This window comes from Blautia luti, from assembly GCF_033096465.1.
GTDB classification, from domain to species: Bacteria; Bacillota; Clostridia; order Lachnospirales; family Lachnospiraceae; genus Blautia_A; species Blautia_A luti.
In genome coordinates this window covers 1,775,148-1,801,213 of sequence record NZ_AP028156.1, presented here as the reverse complement: position 1 = coordinate 1,801,213, position 26,066 = coordinate 1,775,148, and the positions used below count along the sequence as shown (strand labels likewise).

The window sequence follows — 26,066 nt, the reverse complement described above, 5'->3', positions numbered from 1 at the left end:
AATGATTAGATAATATGTTATAGTGATAATGGAATTATGGTAACAAAAAAATTTATAAAAAAAGTGCAACCAAACAGAAAAAAATACGTTATATATAATAGACAACATTAATATGGCACACTGCAAATAGACTATCTGCATAAAAACACTAATATACAGGGGAGAAATGTGATATGGAAGATATACATATTATAAATTTATTTTTAGAAAGATCAGAAGATGCAATTCGCCAGGTAGAAGTAAAGTATGAAAAATTTTGCTTTAAGATTGCATGGAATATTTTATATAACACAGAAGATTCAGAAGAATGTGTAAATGATACATGGCTGATAACGTGGAATAAGATTCCGCCCAAAACGCCAACAAAATTATCTGCATTTCTTGGAAAAATAACCAGAAATTTGGCATTGGACAATTTCAGAAAGAAAAATACTTCAAAAAGAGCAGATACACATATGATGGATATTTGTGGTGAAGTGGAAAAACTGGAAAATACAATAAAGGATTATGTGGAAGAGGACATAAAGAAAAAGGAAATTTTGAATATTTTAGAAAAATTTTTAAGTGATTTAAAAGCAGGGGACAGGGATATTTTTGTCAGGCGATATTGGTATATGGATAATATTAAAGACATTGCAAAAAGACATGGATGCTCTGAGACTAAAATTAAATCCAGTCTTTTTCGAAGCAGAAACAAATTATGGGAAGAGGTGAAAGAAATCATATGAAAAAAGAAAACAATTTTTTGGATCTGATGGGAGAAATAGATGAAAAATTTGTTTACGAAGCTTCCCTGCCATGGAAAAAGCGAAATGTTAATTTGAAATTAAAATTAGCAAAGATTGCAGCAGGAGTTGTAATAGCATTATTGTTAGGAGGATTGGGACATCCGAATGAGATAAAGGCGGCCTGGGAACAGATTACTTCGTGGATTCAAACTGCATTGGGGATTAATGAAAATGTAGAATCATATATAGATAGTGTTGGAAAAACGATTACTAAAAATGGAATTTCTATTACATTAGATGAAATTGCTGCGGATAAGGAGAATTTATGGGTGGCAATATCTGATAATATAAATGCTTCAAAAGAAAAGGAGACTATTCTACTAACAGAAGTGGAGATAAATGGAAAAGCGGCACAGTTAGATGGAACATATGGTCAGGTTTGTCATTATAGGGTGGAAGATACAACTATTAAAGATAATACAGCAGATATAAAAATGAAAGTATGGTTATTTGATCCAACAGAAATGGATACTGCAGATACAAAAGATACGGATGACTATATTTTTGAATTTTCATCAAATTGGGAAGAATTAGAGAAGAATACAATAAATGTAAATGTGAATAAAAAAATAAAGATATCTCCAAATCAAAATCTGACGATTTCAAAAATGAGCTTAAACGATTTGGCAAGTACAATTTATGGAAATTTGGATAATAAAGAATATGAAGATTATTATTTAATAGGAACCGACGATAAAGGAAATCAGGGGCTTTATAGAATGACAAATTATGGGGACACAGAGACTGTGTTTGAAGAAAGCAGAAATAATACAAAATACAAAGGAATTTCGCCAGATGCTAAAACGGTGACATTAGAATTATATGTAAATAAAGAAGAAAAAAACAGAACAACATATAAAAAATATGAAACAGGAACAGAAGATACTTACGGAGAAGGCGAAGGACGTGTTTATGAAAGTGATGAAGATCCTCTGGATTTATATAGCCCAGTGGAAGGAAAAATAGAAATTAAAATCAGATGACAAAAGAATAATTTGATCGAAGAGAGGAGCTGCAAGTGTTCGACGGAGATATGTCTCCCATGCTCAATAATTGTTAAGCCAAAATTAGCCCTCTGTCAATGAAAAGGCTGAGGGCTGGAATTCAAATAATAATCAAAGTGACCATTACACTGGCCAGCGGCAAGAAACAGGTCATTTCCGTTACTGTGCAAAAAACAACGGTAAGGACAACGAAAATCACCGGACTGAAATCCAGGGTGACCGTTGCAAGGAATAAAAAACTTACGCTGAAACCGGTCATCAGCCCGATCACTTTCCAGGAGAAGGTTACCTACAGTTCTTCAAATAAGAAGATCGTGACGGTAAATTCCAAGGGTGTTATCACCGGAAAGAAAAAGGGAACAGCCTATATCACAGTGAAATCTGGAAAGATCCGTAAAAAAGTAAAAGTAGTTGTTAAATAAAAATGATTTAAGCAGGAGCTGCCTTTCTGTGAATGCATGGAGTGGCAGCTCTTATTTTTTGAAATCATATAATATTTATATTAAAATGTAGTGATAATAATAAAAATATGGTAAAATATAGGAAAAACAAATAGTGGGAGATGATAAATATGGCAAAAAAATCACCTGAAGATCAGAACGAAATCCCCTTTTTAGAAAAGTTTATGGTGTCACAAACGTATGATATATTTCGCTTCGGAGGTGAAGAAATAAAAAATGATGAAGTTGGCATACAAAGAATGCTGCAAAATTTCTCAGGACTTTTAACAGAAGAACAAATTCGGGAGAATATGAAAAAATATAATCTCCCTAAAATGTTTGAATTAGTAAAAGAGTATTTTAAAAAAGAATATGATTTTGAAGGAAATGCAATTCAGTTAAATAATCGTTATCAGAAGACAATCAATAGCTATATTTATAACGATCAAAAAAATCCAACTTTTATTCATATAGATGAATTATTTGAATCAACAGTGATTTCTTTTTTTGTAGCAATGTTCAAGTGGTCCAAAGAATTTGATAATTTGGATATTTACGGAGACTGTTTTAGATACACACTTTTTTTGATGAATGATGTATGTATTTTTGGTGAGATGCAGGCACTTGATGCAAATAATGCTTTGCTGCATTTACTAAATGGAGATATGCAGATTATGAAACTTGCAGAAGACTGTTATTGGACAATTGTAGTTTTCAGCATGGCTCACGAAATTGCACATGCTTATCTCGCGCATATTGGCAAAAAATACTCCGAAAGACATCCGGAAAAGGAAGAATACGATGCAGATGCAATAGCCTATGATATTGTCCTTAAAATTATCATGAAGGAGAGTAATGAGGAGCCGATTCTGGAAAAATATACTTATTTGGCCCCTGCAATGTATATGGATTTTTTTGACTTGTATTATTATACAGACCGTGTATTGTATAAGACAATGCTTTCAGACTCAGAGCATCCAAACCCAGTTAAGCGAAAAGGAAAGTTATTTGCCATTGTAGATAAAGATGAATATGATTTTGATACGATAGATGGAAATCATCTATATGGTGGATTCCTTGACGTCTATGATGAATATAGGGATCAGGTTTTTCTAAAAAAAGAAAAAGGAAAATTGGATAAAATTATTCATACAGAGCGAAGAAACAGAATGAGGAGATGAGTAAATGACCCAACATGAAGCAGAAGAGTATAATCATTTATTAATCAATGAAGTGATAAAAGAAGCAGAAACACTTGGGATTGAAGGGAAAGCTGGAGGTGAATTTATTGATAGAAATATTCTGGTAATTCCTGATGATCCCAGAAAGGGAATGATTTTTCTGGGAGAAGAATCCGCATCGTACAAATTAGGAAATGTGCGTCTAAATATCAAAAGTGCAATTATGGCAGCATTGGAACTGGTTACATCAGTCAATTTACCAGAGAGCTTTTTTAATTACCTGCAATTATTAATCGTCACAGCTCTGTTTATTCAAAAAGCTACAAAGCAGGAAATCAAACAGGAAGATGCTTATGTATTATATTTTCTACACCAACGGAACTGTTACGAACAGGGAATTTGTGAATCAGAGGTTCAGCAGGAATATCTGCATTGGTGCGAGATGACTCTGGATAAATATCCGGATAATTTAGAATGGGATAAAACCATTGAAATGTTACGTGAAGAAAAAATTATAGATATTGAAAATGAGAAAATCTATTTGAAAGAGCTGGTATTAGGACACATTGAATAAGTTTATGTGAAAAACGCCATTACTCAAGTCTGATAGCTATAATATCAGTACATTTCAGAGGATTATGAAAATTAGGAAAAGAGAGAAGCAAAAATGAAAAATAAAATTGAATTTAACGCAGGAATATATCCGAAAGTAATGTCTTTGACATTAGGAAAACCAATAAAGCCAAATCATGATAATATTGCAAATAATATGGAACCGGAACTCACAATTGATTTACCACGAGGAGTATATTTGCTTTATATTCAAAATATGTTTGATGAACATATAAAAAAAGAAATCAAATTATTTAAAAAATATGCATATGGAGTTGTTTTCGAGGATTCGGATTATTCTTCCTTGCTAGACTTGATAATGACCAATACACCTAGAAATTGGACGCAGTCTGTTGATAATAAAGATATTCTTTCTAAATTTGGAATCGGAATATCGGAAGATGTTAATGGTAAAAAAAGATTTGTAATTCTTCAAGAAGCAAAGGATACAATTAGAGTTGAAACATGGGAAGGGATAATTATTGACCTGTTAAGACATTCTGCAATGGAAATTATAGATTGTTTTGATTTTGATGGCCATTTTTCCAGAATAAATGAAAACGACTCCAAAAATGAAAAACTTACTATTTCGTTAGGAGCATGGAAGTTCTCTTCTGATAAAGCTGAACAAAATTTGAGTAATGCTTTGAGAGCAGCCTTTATGTTCACATTAGTTGGATATCATTCAGGTGACAGAAAAAATCAATATAGTTCCTTTATGGATTATTTTGAATCAGAGTTTTATAAAAGAGTTTCTCTTGTATTTGGAATATGGTCATCATTACAGGATAAATCAAAGATAAAATATGTGCCTTTATATGATAGCTTTTATAATTTGACATCAACTTCGAAAAGTGAATTGATAGATGTATTGAAGGCTATTTTAGACAATGAGTATACAGCAGTGGATGAGAAACAAACTTTAAAAGATCAATTGATACTTAGTGCGGGAGAATTTCATGATAATATATCTGCATCTGATATCCAGCTTGAGCAAACGCTTATTAAGCCGGCAATAAATTTAGTGTTACTACGTGAAAAAGCCAAAGAAACTATTACATCTGCGGAGATTTTACTAACTGAGGGTAGATATATGGATTGCGCCAATAGATGTTATTATGCAATGATGTTTACGTTAAAGGTATTATTAGAGTATCAAGGAAAATTGGCAAATTGGAAAGTAAACGAACTTAAAGAAAAAGAGTCCCATGAATCTCTTGAAAGAGGATTAAATGATTTGGTGAATTCAGGAGTACTTTTAGTAGCAGATAAGGCAGATTTTGATTACGTTAAAGCTCAGAGACTAAAGTGTGATTATTCGCTTTACTGCTTTAGAAAAGAAGATGCTGAATATTGTGTAATTTTAATTAAAAATTTCTTTTCTAAAGTAGAAAGTATCATAAATTAGATTTTGGAAAAAATATTGTTTTGATTAAAAAAGGTTGGAGAAGAACACCGAATATAGCAAAAGTGCGATTGACGCCAACAATATCTTGTGTTAATATGATTGTGAGATTTGTATTTGTATCTGTAGACACAGATAAGAAACGCTGGTTCCGGATCTGACCGGGAGTAAAACATTAAGGAGCCAAAAGCCTCCTGCCTTTGTAATAAATAAGGTCATTTAGAATGAAAATTTCTAAATGGCCTTTTTTTGTTGCAAAAATATGGCAGACAACAAGTACAGATCAGCAAATAAGGAAAGGAGGATCACAAAAAAACACAAGGAAACTCAGAATGCAAGGAGGGTGTTATGAAACGAAAAAAGATGGAAAAGGAGGTCGTGCACCTTCTTGAATGGATTATCGAATATCCAGGAGTATGGCAGATTGTATGTAATCCAGATGGAAAGGAAACTTCGCCGGAATCTTTTAAGATGGCATATGATATGCTGGTCAAAAAATCTCTGTTTTATCTGATACCGGTATTGTTTGCAACACATCCGGGAGAAGAATCACTGGAGATGGCAAAAAATTTATGTACGGCTGACTCTGCTGCCCGCGAGATCCGAAAAAATGGTATGGGAGCATTAGTCAAATGTATGCGGGAACATCTGGAATGAAACTGGAAAACTTTATAAAGTTATGGAGGACAATTATGAACAAATCAATCATGATGGGACGAGTAGTAAATGAGCCTGATTTACGCTACACACAGACAGAGAATGGAGAACTTGCCATCGCAAACTTTCGCTTGGCGGTAAACCGGAAATTTGTACGAAGAGGAGATCCGGAAGCAGATTTCTTCAGCTGTACGGCTTTTGGCCGAAAAGCAGAGTTCGCGGAAAAATATCTGTTTAAGGGTATCAAGATTCTGGTAGAAGGTCGTATGCAGAATGACAACTACAAGAATCGGGCTGGTGAAAATGTCTACGGCATGCGGCTTATGATAGAAGAGATTTCTTTTGCAGAAAGTAAGAAAGCTTTAGAATCTGGAAATGACGAGCGGGAAGAACCGGAAAGAGAAACGAGGGCATCTTCTAATCGAAACCGTTCTGACCGTGCAGAAAACCAGCGTTCAGCTTCCAGAAGCACCAGAAGTGAAAGAGCAGCAGAAATGGATGACCGTGACTATGACAGGGAACGTGAAGGTGGAAGATACAGAAGCAATACCAGGACAGATGCATCGGATGACAGACGGAGATCAAATTCTGGCGGGACAAGATCCAGAGGAACTTCGGCAAGAAGTCGGGAGCGTAGTCAGGATATTGATGACCGGTACATGGAAACAGATGATGAAAAACTGGATTTTGACTGAGCAAATCATAGGAGGAAATGCTTATGATGGAGAAAATGAACAAATGGTTGTCTGCACATAAACAGCTGTGCGTGATAACTGGAATTTTTGGTCTGTTAGTATCACCATTTTTATGGCCGGTATTTCTGGCAGTGATCATACAGTCCCTTTCACTGGTCATTCCGGTTGCAGCAGGACTGTTTTTCTATGAAAAATTTATTATGAAAAAGGACAAGGAGGAAACGAATGAGAATGATGATGACAACAAACAGCAAAAGAGTGCAGATGCCCGTAAAGTACATGCAGATGCTGAAAAGACCGAGGATTTACCGAAAAATCATGAGAAGGGATCGGAAACGGTAAATTTCGATAATCAGGAGAAGCAGGCAAGATGCAGGGCACAGGCTGCCATATGGTACGAAGATGAAGGCTTTGAGCGGATCCAGGCGATTCGGAAAACTCTGGAATCTGAAAATCGAAACCGTTTTTCAGTAAACAGGGAAGGAATCTGCAGTATTTCCATTGGAAAAAGGAAATATCGAAGGGTTGGAATTTTAAAAGGATATCCTTTTGGACAGACAGAGGTGATCCGGGAAAAACTAAAGAAGGATGGTTTCATCACCAGTATGGGATGCAATAATTATCTCTGGATCTCATGGTAGAGAGGAGCTGGAACATGAGCATTTGCTGTAAAGCCATCCGGCAGATCTATTATAATGCAGGAAGTGGATATACGGTAGCTTCCTACATGACCAATGAAGATTTACCGGAGGAAGTAAAAAAACAAAAGAATGGAAATTATGGAATATTTCAGGCATTTGGAACCGAACTTCCGACAAACGAAGGCCTGGATGTGGAACTGACGGGAGACTGGAAACCCACAAAATATGGAATGCAGTATAGTGTGAGCAATTTTTCAGTAACCATGCCAACCACAAAAGAAGGTATTCGGACTTATTTGTCGTCATCCCTGATCAAAGGGATCGGACCGGCAATGGCAGCTCGCATCGTAGAAACGTTTGGGGAAGATACACTGAATGTTTTTAATGACAGCCCGGAGAAACTTCTTCGGGTAAAAGGAATTACGCAGAAACGCTTAGATGATATTCTGGAAGGATATCAAAAAAGCAGTTCCATCCGGGAACTGATGATGTATTTGTCCCCTTTTGGGGTGACTCCTGCAAAAGTTTCAAAAATACAAGAGAAATTTGGACCTGCTGCAGTTATGATCGTGAAGGAGGAGCCTTTCCGGCTCTGTGAGGTTCATGGATTTGGATTTCTGACTGTTGACCAGATTGCAGTAAAGGCAAAACATTTCCGTGCAGATGATCCCCTTCGCATTAAGGCTGCTATTTTGCATATTATGTCAGAAGCAGAAGGCGAAGGACATTTGTATTTAAAAAGAGAGGACATTATTGAACGTGTCGAAAAACTTTTAAATCACAATAAAGATGTTTCACCGGTCTCTGAACGGGCAATCCGGGATACAGGCAATGATATGATCCATACAGATGGAAGCCTGGTCTGCCACGATGGAGGGTTTTATACACGCAAAAGTTTCCAGGCCGAACTGGGAGCTGCTGCCGCATTAGTCAGACTCCATATGCAGACGGGAATGGCTGTAAATGTTGACCGTATTTTAAGAAAGATCCAGAAAGAACAGGATATTATTTTGAATGCGAAACAGCAGGTGGCAGTAAAAAATGTCTTTGAAAACCCGGTATCCATCATTACAGGAGGACCCGGCAGAGGAAAGACTACGGTGATCCGTTTCATCATTGCTGTACAGGAAGCATTGGATAAAAATGCGGTGATCCTTTTATGTGCACCTACAGGTATCGCCAGAAGGCGAATGCGGGAATGTACAGAGTATCCAGCACTGACAATCCATAAATCCATAGGGCTTACCGGAGAAGCTGGAGAGGAAGAATGGAAGAACGAGCAGCCAATTCCAGATGACCTGATCATAGCAGATGAGTTCAGCATGGTCGATATGTATCTGGCGGATAAACTGTTTTCCAGTATTAAATCCGGTGCCAGACTGGTTCTGGTGGGTGATAAAGATCAGATCGAATCCGTAGGGCCTGGAAAAGTATTTCAGGAGATCATTGATTCCGGCGTATTTCCGGTAACTGTCTTAGATGAATGTTTCCGACAGGAAGGGAATTCCACCATCAGCCAGAATGCCATTAAGATCAATAAGAATCAGCTGGATCTGGTGTTTGATGATACCTTTCAGTTTATTCCGGCTTCCACACCGGAGGAGGCTTCGCGAAAGATACAGAAGATCTATCGAAAAGAAGTACTGCAGAGAAACGGTTCTCTGGAAGAAGTGCAGGTGATGTCACCGCTTCGAAAAGATACGGAAGCAGGTACGGATGCATTGAATCTGGTATTGCGTGACATTGCGAATCCAAAGCGTTTCGGTTATCCGGAAATCACAAATGGCAGGAATACTTACCGGGAAGGTGACCGGGTCATGCAGACAAAAAACAACGATGAAGTAGCAAATGGCGATATTGGAGAAGTCATAGGGATTTTTCGGAAAGATCAAAAAATGGTCATGCGTGTAGATTTTGGGGATGGCCGGGTCATGGAATATCAGGAGGAAGATTATTGGCCGCTGACACTGGCATATGCGATTACGGTACATAAGGCTCAGGGCAGTGAATATCCGATGGCAATCCTTCCAATGCTTCCATGTTTCCGGTGGATGCTTCGCAGAAACATTTTCTATACGGCAGTAACAAGAGCCAGAGAAAGGTTTATAATTGTGGGAAGCAAACGTGCAATCGCACAGGCTATCCGGACGGATTACATCAGCCGGCGAAACACCATGTTTGGGTACCGTATCCGAAAAATATATGAAGCAATCCTGGAACAGGAAAAGAGCGCATAAAGAATGAATGACAGGCAGACGTTGGAAAAATCCAATGCTCTGCCTGTTTCTTTCCTTCGTATGCAGAAAATCACATAATGAAAGAGGAGGGAACAAAATGCCAGATCTTTGTTTTTATGCACCATGGATTATGAAAGAACCCATTCCGGACCCATTTCGGGTGATGTTGGAAAAATCAGGGAAAAAACGGGTCAGCTATGATGAAGCAGATTGTTCCATGCGAAATATCAGGAAGCAGGGAAAAGTCTCCCGCCTTCATGGGCCTACGTTACAGGCACTTCTGACACTGATTCAGATCCGGAAAGAAAAAGACTCTGGGGCTGCCGGTATACAAAGGGGCAGGGATACCATAAATTATTTCTGCATGGAATATCCTGGAAATCAGGGAAAGTATGTAATGACTTATAATTCGAAAAACGGACGTTTCAGTGGGATTTTAAAGACAGAAGAAAAAAACGAGAAGCTTCCGGGAATCCGGGAGGGCAAAAACACAGGCGAGCAGTACCTGGCCCTTTTGGCTTATGCCAATCTGGTCCCGGATAATCCTTTATTTAACGAAGAGTTCCAAAAAAATTTCTACATACTTGAAGAACAGGAAAAAAAGGAATGGGAAGACACGGAAACTGCACTGCGGGCGGCATTTATCTGCTGCGATGCCATGTACTGCGAAGTAATAGCAAATCCGCAGCAGGCAATCCCGCTGGAAAAGAGCCAGTTCCGTGCAGAGGAACTGGAGGATGTGCTTCCGGAATATAAAATTGCGGCCGGGGTATATGCACCAAACGATGAAATCTATGGAAAGTTTCATGTGCTTTTGCCTGTAAATGAGAAGACAAAAAGAACACTTTTTGAATTAAAACAGATCTACTCTGGCAGATGGGATGTAAATGAAAGGACAAAAGAAAGGATCCCTTCGCTTCCAGAAGACTATCTGGTAAGTAAGGAAGCTGAAGAAATCCTGCAGATGGTGGATAAGACACCGGCAAGGCTGTTTATGCTGACAGGCGATGCCGGTACTGGAAAGACAACGGATGCCAGAATGATCGCCCAGATATTAGGGCTTCCATATTATGTGTTCACCTGTGGACCTGGAACGGATGAACTGGAACTTTTAGCGACCACCGTGCCAAATATGGGCGGAACAGCACATCTGGAAATGGAATTGCCACGTCTGGAAGACATTGAAATGGATCCGGCTTCAGCTCTTGCAACGGTAAATGGCATTTATGAAGAGGGGATCAGCCGGGAAAAAGCTTTTCAGGAGATCCTGAAAGCAGTTTATGAAAAAGGCTATGAAAAGTCGAAAAATGAAAAAGACTTCCTATTAAAAGAGTCAGAAATCGTAAAGGCATGCAGGGAACCATCTGTGATTGAAATTCAGGAGCCGGCCATGATTGAAAAACCTGGGACACTTACGAGATTAAACTCCCTGTTTGACGATGGAGCTGTAACCGATCTGGTAAATGGAGAACAGATACGGAGAAATCCGGATACCATTGTGATCATGACCACCAATCTGGATTATGTTGGCTGTCAGAACTTCAACCAGTCAGTTCTTTCCCGAATGAATCTGATTCAGCCAAAGGAAGCCCTGACAGAAGAGGAAATGGCAAAAAGGGCAATGAAAAGAACCGGGTTTAAAAACAAAGAACTTCTGTCCTTTATGGCTGCCACGGTCTGCAAGATCCATGAATATTTGATCGAACAGGACATTACAGATGGCGTATGCGGATACCGGGAATTGGAAAACTGGGTGTTAAGTTACATGGTTTCCAATGATCTCAGGAGGTCAGCATGGACAGCACTGCTCAGTAAAGCATCCATGGACAGGGAAGAACAGGGAACTATGGAACGCGTCTTTCTTCTTCCTCATTGTGCTGTGGATTAAAAACGGATGGAGGAAACGAATGAAAAAGGCTTTATACCGGAAACGGATATGTGCAGAGAAAGAAAAACTGACACCGGAAAAAGTATTTCATACGCCGCAGTATCGTGATCTTTTGACCTCGATCGGGCATGAAATCACGGGTGGAAAGTTGACTACATTACGCTTATACGATGATAAAAATTCAGGGATTGCAGGATGGAATCAGGGAGAAACAGTTGCCGTAAATCTTGGAAACCAGATTACGTCAAGTTTTCTGACACTGGAATTAAAAAGTGACAGCCTGATCGGGATTCTGGGACATGAATGCGGACATTACCGGTATACGGATTCTGCACTTAGAAAAAGGTATGCCGAGCATATGTTAAATGGCAGCTGGTATCCAAAGGAGCCAGTACCGGAAAATGCACAGGAAAAAGAGGCATTGGATGCGATGAATGTCTACTTTGAAAGAAAAGATAAAGCAATCCTTTCTATCTTTCTGCAGACAGCATCTTATCTCAGCAATCTTTTGAATGATATGTACATAGAAGAAAAGATGTGCGCCCTTTTTCCGGGAAGCATCCGCAGGGGAATCCTTATGAATCGTGACCGGAATGTGGAATGGCTTCCAACACTTCGGGAAATGTTGGAAACGGAGAAAGATAAGATTTCTATTCTTATGAACCTGTGTGCACAGTATGCCTTGTCTTCAAGGGTCAATGCCTGGGATGGTGCGAATTACGAGCTTATTGATACACTAAAACTGCTTATGCCGGTCATTGATGAAGCGGGAAAGGCAGCAGATGACATGGAGAGATATCTTGCCACCAACCATATCCTTCTGATGATCTGGAAATATTTTGCGGAAATCATAGATGAAATAGAGAAGAACAGTACAGAAAATGAAGAGCAAAAGCCAGAACAGGAAGAGCATGAAGGGCAAAAGGAAAACCCGAATGAATCCGAAGAAGAACCGGAGGAAGAAAAGCAGGGTAACACAGGGTCACAGACTGAGCAAAATGAAGATAAGATCAGAAAAGAGGATACGGAACAGGAGTCGGAAACAGAAAACAAAGCAGAAAGAAACGGAAAGGATCAGGAAACGGAAAGCCATGAAAACGGGCGCACTGCAGAGCTTCAGAAGTTTCTGCAGCAGCTGTGTGAAAATCTTCCGAAATGTGTCAGGGAGTCTGGTGGCTTCGAAGACAAACAGAATGAATGTGGCATCCCTGCCTCAGAAACGGAAGCATCCAGTGATAATGCCTTGCAAAAAATCCTTTATGAAATGGCGAAAGAGACGCTTGATGAGAAGATACAGAAAGAAATTTTCGAACATCTTCAAAAGGAATTGATGGAGATACCGTTTGAAGAAGGCCATGACCTGGTACAGAAAAAACTTTGCCGTAAGACCGAGATATCAGATTTTTTAAAATTACAGACAGAAAAGTATGAGGGGCAGCTTAAACAGGTAAAAAAGAGACTTCGCCTGAAACTGCTTCCTATATTGAAAAATCAGAAAGAACGCACGGAACATAAGCTTTTTCTTGGACGTCGGGTAGATCTTCGAAACATAGCTGAACCGTCTGGGGCAGTATTTAAGAAACAACAGCCAGGAAAAAATCTGGATATCTGTGTGGCTGTGCTGGTTGATAATTCTTTTTCCATGTGTGGGGAACGGATGGATCATGCCATTCTTGCAGCACTTTGCCTGTATGATTTTTGTATGGAATCAGAAATACCGGTTTTAGTGTGCGGACATCATACAGATGGATACCGGCATGAGAACCTGAAAGACGAAACAGTGTATCTGCATTGCTGCGCAGATTTTGAAACGGATGAAAAGGATCGGTTCCGGATCGCTGGTATGCAGCCTTATGGAAGCAACCGGGATGGAACTGCATTGTGGTATGCTGGCAGCCGTCTTTTGGAACGACCGGAAAAGCAGAAACTGCTGTTTGTGATCAGTGATGGTGCACCTAATGCAAACCAGTATGGAGGCACAGGGGCAAAAAGGGACCTTCAGAAGATTCGGAAAAAACTGCTGCAGCAGGGAGTATTCTTTCAGGCTGCTGCGATCGGAAGCGACAAGGAAGCAATTCAGGAAATTTATGAGGAATCTTTTCTGGATATTACGGATCTTGAACAGCTTCCGGCTCTTCTGACAAAGAAACTGCTGCGTTTTATCAGGAGGTAAGGATGAACAGGAAAGAAAAAGAACAGAATACGGATGTATCAAAGCAGATCTGTGTTCATAAGACACAGAATACGTTACTGGAATTTAATAGCTTTTTGCGGATGGCAGAACCAAAGGAGTTCTGGCACCTTCACGAAGACTTTGCCAGCGATTATTCCCGGATCCGGGCGGTCATGGTTGACTACAGCAAAGAAGACAGCATCAGCGTTTATGCAAATCTGAGTCCGGAAATCATAAAATACGTGTATTCCCGTATATGGAATAATGTGCAGGAATTTAAATTCTTCCAGCAAAAGATCTTTTGCGAGGATAAAAATTCCAACATGGGAAGGGTTACAGTATTTTCCATACAGAGGAAGGTTCGCAACAACAAAGGAGAAGTTTTAAATTATCCGTGGGTTGTCAGGATACAGAATGGCACCGGTGTAGCGATGCATAATGCCAATGGCGGGCAGTATTGTAAAAAAGACAGCTACCGGAAAGAAAAAGAGGTTACCATACAGCTGAAAGATGAGGAAATCTTCACACTGTTTGCAAGAACTTCTGCTGTGATCCAGGCATTTGAACAGGATTGCATGACACGCCGCAGACAGGCTGGAAATTTCCGGAACTTGTACAGAATGGTAGAAAAACTCATTGTTGGAACTGAGGAGGAAAAAGATAATGCTGCGTAAAAGAATAAAGAAGAACACATTGAAATGGAAAAAAATCTATGCGGAACAGCTTCTTGATATGATGGACGAGGAAGAAAATGCTTTACAGAAGATTTATCTGACAGGGTATGTACTTGAACTGAAAAAGAACCGGTATTTTGCCGGATGGTACAAAGACCGGATCGTTTGCCGTTCCCTGGAGTATGCACGTTATTTTCCGAGTGCTGAGGCAGCGGAAGAGTATGTACATAAGTATCTGGGATTTGCAGGCATGACCTGTTATATCTGCCACGTAAACTGGACGCTGGCTTCCTGCGGGAGTGAAAATATGGAGGATAACGAAGAAAACTTGTTAGAGGAAAATGGTAAAATCCTTTCGTTTGCAAATTATGCAGATGTAAAGCAATATCAGAAACAGCGAGGCATGGAACATTCTACAATGGCGATCACTTATGCAAGCCGGAAAAAGAAGATTATCCTGGCAGCATAAGAACAATTTTGGGGGACTGGCGAACAGTCCCCTTTTTATATGGGAAAACAGGAGGAAATTGGATGGAATGGAAGATTTATGAAGAATGGCTTGATATTACCCTGTACCGGCAGATGACGAACCTGATCTATAAGCTGTCATCTAATGAGGAAAAATATAAAATTTATATGCAATTAAAAGAAAATGACATGTTTCTGGAAAAGCCGAAAGTAGACATGGAAACCGCTTATGGACTGCACTATCCGGGAGAAGTCCTGGAGCGCATTGGAGAACATCTGACCTTGACAAAGCAGACATACCGTGCCCTCGGACTTGCCCTGGCAAGGATGATGCCTTTACAGGAGACCTGTATGTTCAATGGGGCACAAAAGGATCTGTTCTGGAAAAAGATGAAACAGATTCTTGGAGAGAAAGACCTGTTTTTGATCAGTATCAATTATATCTGTGAGGAAAAGGAAAAGAATCGGTGGAAACAGGCCATGCATGCGTATCCATTTGAGCGAGCAGAAGAAATGCTGTTTGCCATGTCCATCCTCCCAGATGATGAAATACTGTGGGAAGGCATAAAACAGAAACTTGCTGACAGCTTTTCAAAGAACCGGAAGATATCCGTATTTACTGAATGGAATCTTTTCGTGTGGATGGTAGGCAAAGTAATGACCAAGCTTAAAGGGTATCGTAAAAAGGATCTGGATATCCTGAAACTGCTGGCAAAGTTAGCAGTCACAAATGCTAAAAATGCGGATGCCGTTTTGGAAAAACGTATGCGTATGTTTGGATATTCCGACAAAGAGACCGCTTTTTTAAATTTTGTACTGATGTATTTTGTAGAGAGACCCGATCGGATAAGCCTTTCCGGGTTGACAGCAGAAAAAATTGGGCTGAATGTATTAGAGGCATTTTTGCCCGGAAAAGAGACATATCCAGAAGAAGCTTATGTACTTTGTTCACGGATTTTAAGAACATATGGGAAACTTTCTGTCCGTATCGACGGTAAAGAACGGCTGGAAAAATGCATGAATGAAACGTTCAGGGTGGAAAATGTAAAAACGTTTCTTACGTTGTTTCCATTTAGAAGTAATGAACCGGAAGAGTGGCACTACATTGATCTGACAGAAGAAAAATGGGATCCTCTGGTAAAAGAACTCTCTTCGGAAGAATTTGAAGCGTGTGTTACAGATACTCTGAAAGGCAAAACATACAGTACGAAAAGTTTGCTGAAGTATCTGGAACGTTATGAAAACCTTACAGGAAAAAGATACCAGGATGTTTTCTGGAAAAAGAGTGAGCCGGAACTTTACGCGGTTTTCAACCGGCTGATCCTGCATGGGATTTTGGATGGAAAAAAGTATCTGGAAGAGTTTGTAAAGGATTATAAAAATGAAGATCCAGATTTGGAAAAGAAATGGGAATTTATGGCAGGATATTTAAAAAGTGAAATAAAGGATCTTTGTAATGAGCATTCCTATCCTATGCTGAAATTTCTGATCAATGAGATTGGAATGGATGGATGCGAATTCTTAAGCCCCTGGAGGATTTTAAAGGAAACTTTCTCCTTGGGATACTATGCTATCCAACATAGAGAGTGCGAATTTTTTTCTCCAGTTCTGGGAAAAGAGGAACACCGGGAACTGTTTTCAATGGTAGAAAAAAAGTTCTTTTATGAATATCCGGATATTTATCCAGAATACCTGACGGCCTTACTTTTAAAGGAAAGTACAGCACTTTGGATGGAACAGTCAGAAGCATATGAGCTTTCCAAATTGCTTCTCCCATTTATAAGCGATTCTTATCGAAGGGAAACCCTGTATCAGAAATATATGACAGAAGAGGATCGGAAAAGATATCAGGAACGGAAAGAATGGCTGAAGGAACAGAAAAAACGGATGGAACGCTGGAAAACTGAAAAAAACATCAAACAGCAGTTTAACCAGATGTTAAGGGAAAACAGGAAAACGGATAAGGAGCTTCAGTCTATTTATGAGTTTTACAAGAACGGGCGGTATTCATATGGCTATAAGAAACTCTACTGTAAGATCGTTTCCTCGTATTTAAAAGATGATTTCGCAGGAACAGCGAAAAAGCCTATGGCAAAAAAGGAAGCTCTGTATCTTCTTAAACTAGCAGAAAATATGTACCAGGACGAATGCATGGAGTTAACGGAGATTAACGGATTAATAGAAAGGGCAGAGGTAGCATGATGATTGAAAGAATCTTAAAGCACATGAATATTTACAAGGAAATGAAAAATGCAGCAATTCCCTTGAAACTGATAGGAAAGAAAGGGGAAGATTTCTGTATGAATGCAGCCAGATTGGTAAATCAGCAAGAACTTTCCGGTCTGATGGAGGGGTTAAATGAGGAGACGATTTCTTCTCTGATGGACGATCCGGAAATGCTCACCTACTTGGGAAAAATGAACAAAAAGGATTTTTCTATTTTAGAACCAGACCGCATCAGAATGATAGTAGAATGTGCAGGAAATGAAAAGCTGTCCGAATTTCCCTATGAAAAAATTGAAAAAGTATTGGCAGATAAGGAAATCCCGGACCGGATCGTATATGTTTATCTGAAATATTATGCTTTTCTGGAACCGGAAGAAGAGTTAAAGAAACAGCTTGTAGCAAGTCTTGAGACCTGCATTGGTGAGTTTGATGTTGCCCGGGCGGGGATAAAGATACGCATGCTTTTGATAAATCCAGCTTTTTCAACGGAGCTTCTTTATGAGCTGCTCAAGGATGAGGAATCATTGGCATTACTTTTGAAACAGGATCTGATGGAACTTGTAAATTATTTATCAGAGTTTTGTGAAGAAACGGAAAGTTTAAATAAGAAACAGCTGGAAGAACTGAGCCGGCATCCAAAAGAAATCCGGAATGGATTAGAAGTGGTTCTTGCTCAGATCCCAAAAGAATGGCAGGCCTCTTTTCTTCACTTATGGCTTTGGAACGGATCATTATATGCAGATATCCCGAAGCTGATAAGATTTTTGACAGGTCCAAATGCAGATTTTGAAAAGGTTTCAAACGGAAAGGCAGCCTATGTGAACACTCTGTATGGAAATCCGCTTCCAGATATGGATCTTTATGAGCTCACTTTGGAAAAGACAGAGCTTATCCTGTATGCCATTACGAAACGGAAGAAACATTTCCTGGAACTTTTGCGAAAGAATGGAGACTGGCTTATAAACCTTGACAGAAATTCGTTGATTCTGGATGAAGAGGTTTATAAAAGATGCCTGAATCTAAATACTTTAAACGAGCAAAATTTAATGGATTGTGAATATATGGTAGTTCCCTGGAGAAAGAGTGAAGAATCACTGTTTTCGAAGCCTCGTGTATTTGAAGAATTGAAAGTCCTGTTCAATGTAAAAGCAGTCTATATAGACCTGTATGATCGTTTAGCATACTCCAAAAGTGATGATCGTCTTCGGGTGATCCGTGAGTTGATAAAAAGAGACTGCCTGACAGATGCATTAGAGGAAAATCAGATTGAGCGCTTGGCAAAAGCTTTGTCAAAAAAGCCGCTTTCCAGATGGATGCATGAGGATTTAAAAAACATTCTGGATCTCCGGCATGAAACTGCCATATGGATTCTGATATTTTTAATGGATTTTACTGAACTTTTAAAGGATCTTACAAAGGATAATCAGGTTTACTTCCTTTTACATAATCAGAATCTTTTAAATGGCTGTTCCGGATTACCTGCATTGATGGACAAACTGCTGTCCCAGGATCCTTCCTGGAAGAATTTAAAGACAGAATTGAATATTTCGGATGCTTTTGTCGCGGAAAATAAATCCAATATCCAGAAGTTCATTTATGAAGGTGGCGCTGAGATCATGACTTCCTTTCTGAACAGGCAGCCGAAAAAGAAGGAAGAAATCCGAAGAATCGTAAATGCTGAGTTATTAGGAAAGTTCATGGAGCTGAAATACCATGAAGGAGATCTGGGACGGGAAATTGCTTTTCCAATAAAAAGAGATACAGAAGAAATCTGGAAAGAAAAGCTGCTGCGCGTGGATTGTGGATGGGAAATCTGGGAAGAGGACAGCCTGCTTCCGGTCATGCAGATAGGAGAAGTACCGCTACGCAGCTGCATTTCCTATCGGAATGGTCCAAATTGTGATTGTCTGTTATCCTGTTTTGATGCAAATAAAAAAATTATATGTATCAAACACAATAGTAAAATTGTATTTCGTGCAATCCTCCGTCTGACAAAAGGTTCTTTTGTAGCTGCGGATGAAAGGAAGACGATTGAGTTTGTTGATGTGACTGCCAAAAGCGAACCACATGAAAATAAAGCAGAAGAACTGGTTTTGTTTTTGGAACGTTATTATCAAAGCGGACTTAGCGAACAGGAAATACGAAAAGCAGTAAATTTAACTGCTATGCTGGTAAAAGAAAAAGCAGAAAAACTTGGAGCAAGGCTTGTACTTAGCAGCAGTTATAAGAATGTTCTGGAAAATAAAAACTATGTTTTGACAAACTTTTATATGTACATTTCTGCATCTAAAAATGGAAGCCAGTATCTGGACAGCCTCGGAGGGGCCGCTGGTGTCAGTGACTCCGGAAGCTATAGCTGCAATACATTTTTGCTGGAAGCAGAAGAGAGGAGAGAAGAGAGCTTATGAATATACGAAGAGCAGGAAGAAAAGTAGTAAAAAACCTACATAAAGGGTATGGCATATATCGGATCGGTTTTGTAAATATTTATGGTGAGGAAGATGAAACAGAATTGGATGCCATGAATATCAATGATCTGGAAAGACTATGGCTGTCCCTTTGTCCGGAATTTGAGTGTAAGGGAAACAGTGTATGCTATGTGGAACGGGTAGGTTAAAAAACACCCGATGCAATTCGGGGAAAAAGTGTCTTGTAAAGGTCATTCATTGATGCTAAGATAAAATAAACAAAAGCTCTTTCGAAAATTTCTTCATAACATAAAAAGAATAAAGAGGGAGGTGACAGCGAACGTGGCAGATGAAAAAATTGTGCCAGAGAACGGATTGGAAGTACGTTACGAAAGATATAAAGGTATTATTAAGAATTTTACACTCATGAGTGACATATTTATGAGAAATGTTTTCAAACAGAGAGAATGCCTGGAATATGTTCTGCAGGTCATTATGGAAAAACAGGATCTGAAAGTAATTGATCAGATCATCCAGAAGGATTATAAGAATCTGCAGGGACGATCCGCAATCATGGACTGTGTTGCCAGAGATTCCGAAGGCAAACAGTTTGACGTGGAGATCCAGCAGGATAATGAAGGTGCATCACCTAAGAGGGCACGTTACCATAGTGGTTTGATGGACATGAACACTTTAAATCCGGGTCAGGATTTTGATGAATTACCGGAAAGCTATGTGATCTTTATTACCAGGGATGACATCCTTGGGTATGGCTTTCCTATTTACCATATTGACAGGCATATCAAAGAAGCCGATGATAGCTTTCAGGACGAAGCACATATTATATATGTGAATTCCAGAAAACAGGAAGACACAGAACTTGGGAGACTTATGCATGATCTGCATTGTAAGAATGCGGATGAAATGCACAGTCCAGTTCTTGCAAAGAGGGTACATGAATTAAAAGACACGCAGAAAGGGGTTGAGCTTATGTGCCATGAAATGGAGAAAATTTATAGCGAGGGAATGGAAAGCGGCGAAAAGCGCGGTGAATTAAAGGCTAAAAAGGAAACAGCCCTTTCACTTGCTGAAATGGGATTACCTGTTGAAAAAATCGCAAAAGCTGTAAACCATAATGTGAAAGACGTCCAGAAGTGGATTGACGAAACTTTGTGTGTAACAAAATAATTGAAAAATCATTATAAAAGGGCAGGTCTGATTAGACTTGCCTTTTTGCAATACAGTATATTTAGTTTTTTCAAAAAAGATGAAGGAGCAAATATGGGAAAAAGATCTGTTCGAATAAATACTTTCTTTGTCTATAATTTGTGATTTTTGTTGTTTTATTTCGTATTATTTTTAAGAGTTAAAATTGCGTATTTAAAATTCAAGCTCTAATTGTAACAAAATAGTTCTAGCCCAAAATTAGAAGGAGAACATATGCATATGATCATCAAAAAAAGAAAAATGTCTATCTTTATTGCAAAGTCCTTACATTGCCCCATATTCAATCAAAAGTATAGATAATGAAGCGTTACATGAAGAAGAATTGGAAAAAATAGTTGTTTCAGCCAATGAACTCACAGTCCATTCCGTTGAAAAAAATTGCAACAATATCGTATTCGTTGCCATAAGAATGGTAATATAGCTGCTTTTACAATAAAAAATTTTACAAAAGATCAATTATTTTTAACTGAATACCTGCAAAATAAACTGCATTCATTTAATGAATTGATATATTTCCCTAAATATCAAGGTTTTTATAGGATTTTGAAACAAAAACAGGTAGTATTTGACACTACCTTTCAAAAATGGGAGGGGAACAATGGAAATAAACGGAGTTACCATACAAATGCTTCCTGCTGCCTCGGGAGATTGTATATATTTGGAATTTCCAGATCCTGATTTTAGAATACTGATTGATGGAGGTTATGCAAAAACCTATCATAAGTACTTGAAAAAATTTTTGCTCAATCTGGCCGCCGAAGGAAAACGATTAAATTTAATCGTAGTCACACATATAGATAATGATCATATAAATGGAATCAAATCGTTATTGCAAGAAAATGGGAACGCTAAAAATCCCCAGATTATAGGAATTGACGAGATCTGGTTTAATGGATTGGATCAGTGCATTGGTGCACGGAAATCAGAACAGACAATGACTTTTTCCTTGGAAAATATTTTAGAAAGTATGTCTCCATCCCAAATTAACCTTGATTATGAAAATGGAAGTCAAAATATAAGTTATATTAGCGGTTGTCATCTAGCCCAATTAATTCAATCTGGAGACTATCGTTGGAATATCTCAACCCAAAACAGTCTTGTATGCAAAGAACAAACTATTTTGTTTGGAGATTTAAAAATCAAAATATTAAATCCAACCATCAAAATTTTAAACGAAATGAAAGAAGATTGGCTTCATTATCTGAGTGAAAAATGTCACAAAAATATTGAAATTACAAAGGCATTATTATTTGATGCTGCTTTTGAGGGATTCTTTCTAAATAATGAAATTGATGTAGAAATAGAGCAAGAGGAAATTTCATATTCAGATGAATCATCGAATTGGTTGGATGAATATACCGAAAATAAAGAAACGGAAATGGATTCAAAAACAACAAACTGTTCATCAATTGCATTATTACTTGAATATAAGAATTTAAAAATGCTATTTCCCGGAGATAGTCCAATTCAGCTATTTGAAAACGAGCTTCCAGAGGAGTTTGACCTTATAAAGCTTCCACACCATGGTTCAGTAAAAAATATTTCCTTGGAATTTATAAAAAACACAAAGGTAAAATATTATTTATTATCTACAGACGGGAACCGGTACGGGCATCCAGGAAAAGCGGTAATTGCAAATATAATAAAGCACACGGAAAATAACACTAAATTGATAAAAAATTACAACGTTAGCTTGCTTACTGGATTAGGAGAATTAGATGAAAGTTATAACGGATAAAGAATTAGACGATACTACAGTTCAAATAAAATGCGGTGAAAACTACGGTACCGCATTTTTAATAAATGAAAACACAGCAATAACGGTGAAACATTGTCTTTATAATGACAAAGAAAAAAAATATGAAACAAATGCCGTGTTATTAGTTTACATAAATAATGAAGAAATAAAGATTAATGTAATTGTAGATAAACTGTTTGATAGTCGCTTTGACGAATTAGTTGTACTACATTGTGAAGAAAAAATTAATGTTCCAACACTTTATCTTGCATATGCAGATATCTGTATGTTTGAAGACTTAAAAGCAATTGGGTTTGGAAACAGCTATGAACGCAAAAAAAGATGGATTAAACTACAAAATAGTAATTTTATAAATAATGATATTTCTGAAAATATGATTTTAGATATGCAAAATTCCAAAGCTATAGATTATCGTGGCTTTTCTGGTGCCCTAATAGCCGATACCTATAATTATGTTGTCGGAGTAATCAAAAGTCAACTTAATGAAAATGGTAAAGCGAATGCATTGTTAGGAATTAGTCTAAAAAATCAGTTAGCATTCTGCAGAAAATATAATCTTCAAATACAGGATAGACAAAAAGCATTAGGCGATCATTGTGAAAAGGCAAGAATAACAGATTTTCGAGATGGTATAAATCAAAATGCATATTTTAAAAATAAGCAATATGAAAACATTGCTTTTTCTATAAATTCGGGAGATGAAACGGAAGGTACAAGATTTTCGGAAGAAACAACAAATCCAGATTGCAAAGAACTTAATTGGAATATTAAATATACAAGTATCGATGGTTTATTGGGAAATTCTAATAAACGTAGAAAAGAAAGAAAAGAGTTAGCCAAGCAATGGGCCGAAGAATTTGATTGGTATCCTGGATGGCTTACAGTTCCGGCAGATTTCAGGCAACAGGTAAAAAGTTATACCAATGGAAAAGAACTTTTACAATGTAGCGAAAAAGAATTAGAATCTAATTTTGACTACTGTAATGAATTACTGGATTTTGCTTATGAATATACAAGGAGATATAAAAAATCTTGTTTGCCTTTAGATAAAAATATTGAGAATAACTTATATAAAATATGGGATACTTTAAATTCTCACTCGGATTGGAAAGAGAAAAACAAGAATAAATGGTTTACAGTAGGGTTATATTTACTTGAAAACTATAGACAAAATATGGATGAAGAAAAGTGGAACAGCATTTGTGACCAGCTTAAACCTTGCACAAATTTTATAGTTGATGGCAAATATTATTTGAAACTTGAAGAAATTCTTATGAATTTATTCAAAATGGATCTGGAAAAAGTTCAGCTAGAACTGGTATCATGCTCTTTAGAAGAAATGCCTTATGAGGTACGCTTAAGATTCATTGGCGTAATGACTGAATGTGGTCTTAATGAGGAAGCACTGAAAGCAGTAGAAGAACTTACCAACGATATACAAAAGAATAATAATGAAATAGCAGAGAGCAGCCCCCAAAACGTATATTTGAAGTCTCTGCTGGTATGTGCATTGTATTTAAAAGAACATTTACTATTTTGTATGAATCCATATAAGGAAGAAACCAGAAAAAAATGCAATGAAATTAATAATGAGATTTCTAAATATAAAAAGTATTATAACTGGGATAAAGAAAAAATTCTGTTTACAGACGGTGCATTAACCTGGTTAAAAAAGGAATCTCCAGAACCGGAATTTGAGTTAAATCGGGAATCCATTACTTTGGTTAGATCTGAGAACAATTGTTGGGAGGCATATTCTGTTTTTAAAAGCATTGAATATAGTGGATTTCCATTATATCTTCGAAGTAAAAGTTTACTGAATAATCAGCAGGATATTTTAGTAAAAAGCTTGCTATCTTACTATCCTCAATATACATGGCAGCTTTTACTTCGTCTTGGAAAAACAGATGTGGTAAAAAAATGTATTACAAGAGAATATTTACGATCCGAGAATAGAAAAGAAATCGATGAACTTTTTGAATATGTATATAATGCGATAATGAATAATATAGGAAAATTTCAGAAATATGATCCATGGTATGATCAAAATGTTTATACCTCTATTGTAGCATCCGGAATTCCGATATTAGAAAGAATGTGTGCCGTATTGGATTCTGTGCAGCAGGGAAAAATGATAGACTTGATGATCCGATTGATCGAAGAAAATGCGGTGAAAGATCAAAGATTATTAAATAAATTCATTTCCTCTGTTATGAATCAAACCGCAGATTATATTAAAAGAACTAAAATAAATGCATTATTAACCTGCTCAATGAAAGAGAGAGAAAATATACTTGGAGTAGTACAGCTTGATCCTTTTGATGTGTTTACAGAGTATGAATTATCAAATCCATTATATAGAAAAGCTCATCTTGAACCCAAAATTATTAAAGCAATATTTAATATAGGAAAACAACAGAAAATAAATCGAACCTCCGTATTGGCCAGAATGGGGCAGTTATATACATGGGGAAAATTAACCAAAGAACAAGAAGTTGCCTTTGGAGAATTATTATGGAGTAAATTTAATGAAGATACGCAATTGCCAGATCTAGAGCAATATTATTTTTTTGTATTTATGAAATGGCCACATCCAGAAGAAATAGATCCCTTAGAAAGAATAAAAAAGAGTTTTATCAGTGAAAAAGTATCTTCAAAATGGAAAGAGGATATAAGAGGCAGGAATTTTACTGAAATATCATATTGGGAACAACTGGCGGTTTGGAATAGGTACTATGTAGATGAATGGTCTGCGAAAGAAAAAGAATGGTTTTTGGAACTGTTCATCGGCTGTTGTTCAGATATGGTGAAATATTGGAAAGAAAGCAAATTCGATTTTCAATTTACTTTTTCAAAATGGCATATGAAAATGATGATTCGTGCGATTGCATCTTTTGGCAGAAATGGATGGAAGGGAGTTAATCCGGTTCAGTCAAAAAAACTATGTACTCTGCTAAAAGAATTCTATGACGAAGGAATTTATTCATGGGAAGTGGAAGCAATGTTTCTTGCAGATGAAAAAGTTCCAGCCTTTATGAACGAAATGTTGGAACTAATGTATGAAACTGAATCAGATATGGTATTTTCAGCTACAATGGCAGTTGAAAAGTGTCTGGAAACAATTATGGATCAGCAATTAAAAGAAAATACCCTGCTGGAATTGTTTAATTTAATTAAAGCACGAAAAGAACCCGGATTGGAGTATTTCTTGATGATTATACATAATATTTTTTACCGAACAAATTCGCGTTTTCCCTCCAAAATCATGAAAGGAGTTTCACAAGTACTTAGGTTAGTAGAAAAATATACGCGAATCAATTTTCAAACTTCGACGCAAGAAGAGTTTAAAGAAAATATTAAAGTTAGAAAGCAATGTGCTACTCTTGCATTCTTGGTATATCGTTTTGAAAATACATTTTATGAAGGCCAACATTGCCCCGAAGTAGAAGAATGGAAAAATATATGCACTGGTGAGAAAGCAGAAAATGAATTTGCTGAAGTAAAAAATTGTTGGTTACTTCCTGAACTGTAAATATGTAAATGAATTGTCGGGAAAAGGGTACATGAATTGAAAGAGACACAG

General features: G+C 37.6%; 20 protein-coding genes. All 20 read left to right on the top strand.

What is annotated here, in order from left to right; genetic code table 11:
• Positions 1-173: 173 nt before the first annotated feature.
• The 20 genes from R8695_RS08485 to R8695_RS08390 all read left to right on the top strand — a co-directional run bounded on the left by R8695_RS08485 (position 174) and on the right by R8695_RS08390 (position 26,015).
• The gene (locus tag R8695_RS08485; protein WP_154780655.1) at positions 174-728 is read left to right on the top strand and encodes an RNA polymerase sigma factor; all 555 of its coding nucleotides are present in this window, start codon (positions 174-176) and stop codon (positions 726-728) included.
• Positions 701-1,771: a DUF4179 domain-containing protein gene (locus tag R8695_RS08480; RefSeq protein ID WP_154780654.1), complete on the top strand. Its 1,071-nt coding sequence runs from the start codon at positions 701-703 to the stop codon at positions 1,769-1,771. Before R8695_RS08485 ends, R8695_RS08480 begins: the two co-directional genes overlap by 28 nt.
• Positions 1,772-1,956: 185 nt before the next feature.
• The gene (locus R8695_RS08475) at positions 1,957-2,214 is read left to right on the top strand and encodes an Ig-like domain-containing protein (protein ID WP_317676258.1); all 258 of its coding nucleotides are present in this window, start codon (positions 1,957-1,959) and stop codon (positions 2,212-2,214) included.
• Positions 2,215-2,363: 149 nt separating this feature from the next.
• Complete coding sequence (locus R8695_RS08470) at positions 2,364-3,413, top strand: M48 family metalloprotease (protein WP_154780652.1); 1,050 nt, start codon at positions 2,364-2,366, stop codon at positions 3,411-3,413.
• Between the two features lie 4 nt (positions 3,414-3,417).
• Positions 3,418-3,987 carry a hypothetical protein gene (locus tag R8695_RS08465; RefSeq protein WP_154780651.1) on the top strand — a complete coding sequence of 190 codons (570 nt, stop codon included), beginning with the start codon at positions 3,418-3,420 and terminating at the stop codon, positions 3,985-3,987.
• Positions 3,988-4,080: 93 nt separating this feature from the next.
• Positions 4,081-5,433: a HEPN domain-containing protein gene (locus R8695_RS08460; RefSeq protein WP_154780650.1), complete on the top strand. Its 1,353-nt coding sequence runs from the start codon at positions 4,081-4,083 to the stop codon at positions 5,431-5,433.
• A gap of 345 nt (positions 5,434-5,778) precedes the next feature.
• Entirely contained in the window at positions 5,779-6,087 is a 309-nt protein-coding gene (locus R8695_RS08455; RefSeq protein ID WP_015525087.1) for a hypothetical protein, read from the top strand.
• 35 nt (positions 6,088-6,122) lie between these two features.
• Complete coding sequence (locus R8695_RS08450) at positions 6,123-6,782, top strand: single-stranded DNA-binding protein (RefSeq protein ID WP_070102282.1); 660 nt, start codon at positions 6,123-6,125, stop codon at positions 6,780-6,782.
• A 23-nt stretch (positions 6,783-6,805) separates the two neighbouring features.
• On the top strand, positions 6,806-7,423 hold the full coding sequence (locus tag R8695_RS08445) for a hypothetical protein (protein ID WP_154780648.1): 618 nt from the start codon (positions 6,806-6,808) through the stop codon (positions 7,421-7,423).
• Positions 7,424-7,437: 14 nt separating this feature from the next.
• Complete coding sequence (gene recD2 / locus R8695_RS08440) at positions 7,438-9,660, top strand: SF1B family DNA helicase RecD2 (RefSeq protein WP_154780647.1); 2,223 nt, start codon at positions 7,438-7,440, stop codon at positions 9,658-9,660.
• 97 nt (positions 9,661-9,757) lie between these two features.
• A complete protein-coding gene (locus R8695_RS08435) occupies positions 9,758-11,548 on the top strand; it encodes a P-loop NTPase family protein (RefSeq protein WP_243139556.1) in 1,791 nt (596 codons plus the stop codon).
• Positions 11,549-11,567: 19 nt separating this feature from the next.
• Complete coding sequence (locus R8695_RS08430) at positions 11,568-13,721, top strand: cobaltochelatase CobT-related protein (protein WP_243139555.1); 2,154 nt, start codon at positions 11,568-11,570, stop codon at positions 13,719-13,721.
• A 2-nt stretch (positions 13,722-13,723) separates the two neighbouring features.
• On the top strand, positions 13,724-14,395 hold the full coding sequence (locus tag R8695_RS08425; RefSeq protein ID WP_117753973.1) for a hypothetical protein: 672 nt from the start codon (positions 13,724-13,726) through the stop codon (positions 14,393-14,395).
• On the top strand, positions 14,385-14,864 hold the full coding sequence (locus tag R8695_RS08420; RefSeq protein WP_117593952.1) for a hypothetical protein: 480 nt from the start codon (positions 14,385-14,387) through the stop codon (positions 14,862-14,864). The genes R8695_RS08425 and R8695_RS08420 overlap by 11 nt, the downstream gene beginning before the upstream one ends.
• Positions 14,865-14,926: 62 nt before the next feature.
• A complete protein-coding gene (locus tag R8695_RS08415; RefSeq protein ID WP_117753974.1) occupies positions 14,927-17,065 on the top strand; it encodes a hypothetical protein in 2,139 nt (712 codons plus the stop codon).
• The gene (locus tag R8695_RS08410; RefSeq protein ID WP_243139554.1) at positions 17,062-19,497 is read left to right on the top strand and encodes a hypothetical protein; all 2,436 of its coding nucleotides are present in this window, start codon (positions 17,062-17,064) and stop codon (positions 19,495-19,497) included. The genes R8695_RS08415 and R8695_RS08410 overlap by 4 nt, the downstream gene beginning before the upstream one ends.
• A complete protein-coding gene (locus tag R8695_RS08405) occupies positions 19,494-19,706 on the top strand; it encodes a hypothetical protein (RefSeq protein WP_015525098.1) in 213 nt (70 codons plus the stop codon). Before R8695_RS08410 ends, R8695_RS08405 begins: the two co-directional genes overlap by 4 nt.
• A gap of 217 nt (positions 19,707-19,923) precedes the next feature.
• Positions 19,924-20,685: an Rpn family recombination-promoting nuclease/putative transposase gene (locus R8695_RS08400; protein WP_005422984.1), complete on the top strand. Its 762-nt coding sequence runs from the start codon at positions 19,924-19,926 to the stop codon at positions 20,683-20,685.
• Between the two features lie 637 nt (positions 20,686-21,322).
• Positions 21,323-22,462, top strand: a complete 1,140-nt coding sequence (locus tag R8695_RS08395; RefSeq protein WP_119199902.1) for a ComEC/Rec2 family competence protein — start codon at positions 21,323-21,325, stop codon at positions 22,460-22,462.
• Positions 22,443-26,015, top strand: a complete 3,573-nt coding sequence (locus tag R8695_RS08390) for a trypsin-like serine peptidase (protein WP_154780645.1) — start codon at positions 22,443-22,445, stop codon at positions 26,013-26,015. The genes R8695_RS08395 and R8695_RS08390 overlap by 20 nt, the downstream gene beginning before the upstream one ends.
• Positions 26,016-26,066: the final 51 nt, after the last annotated feature.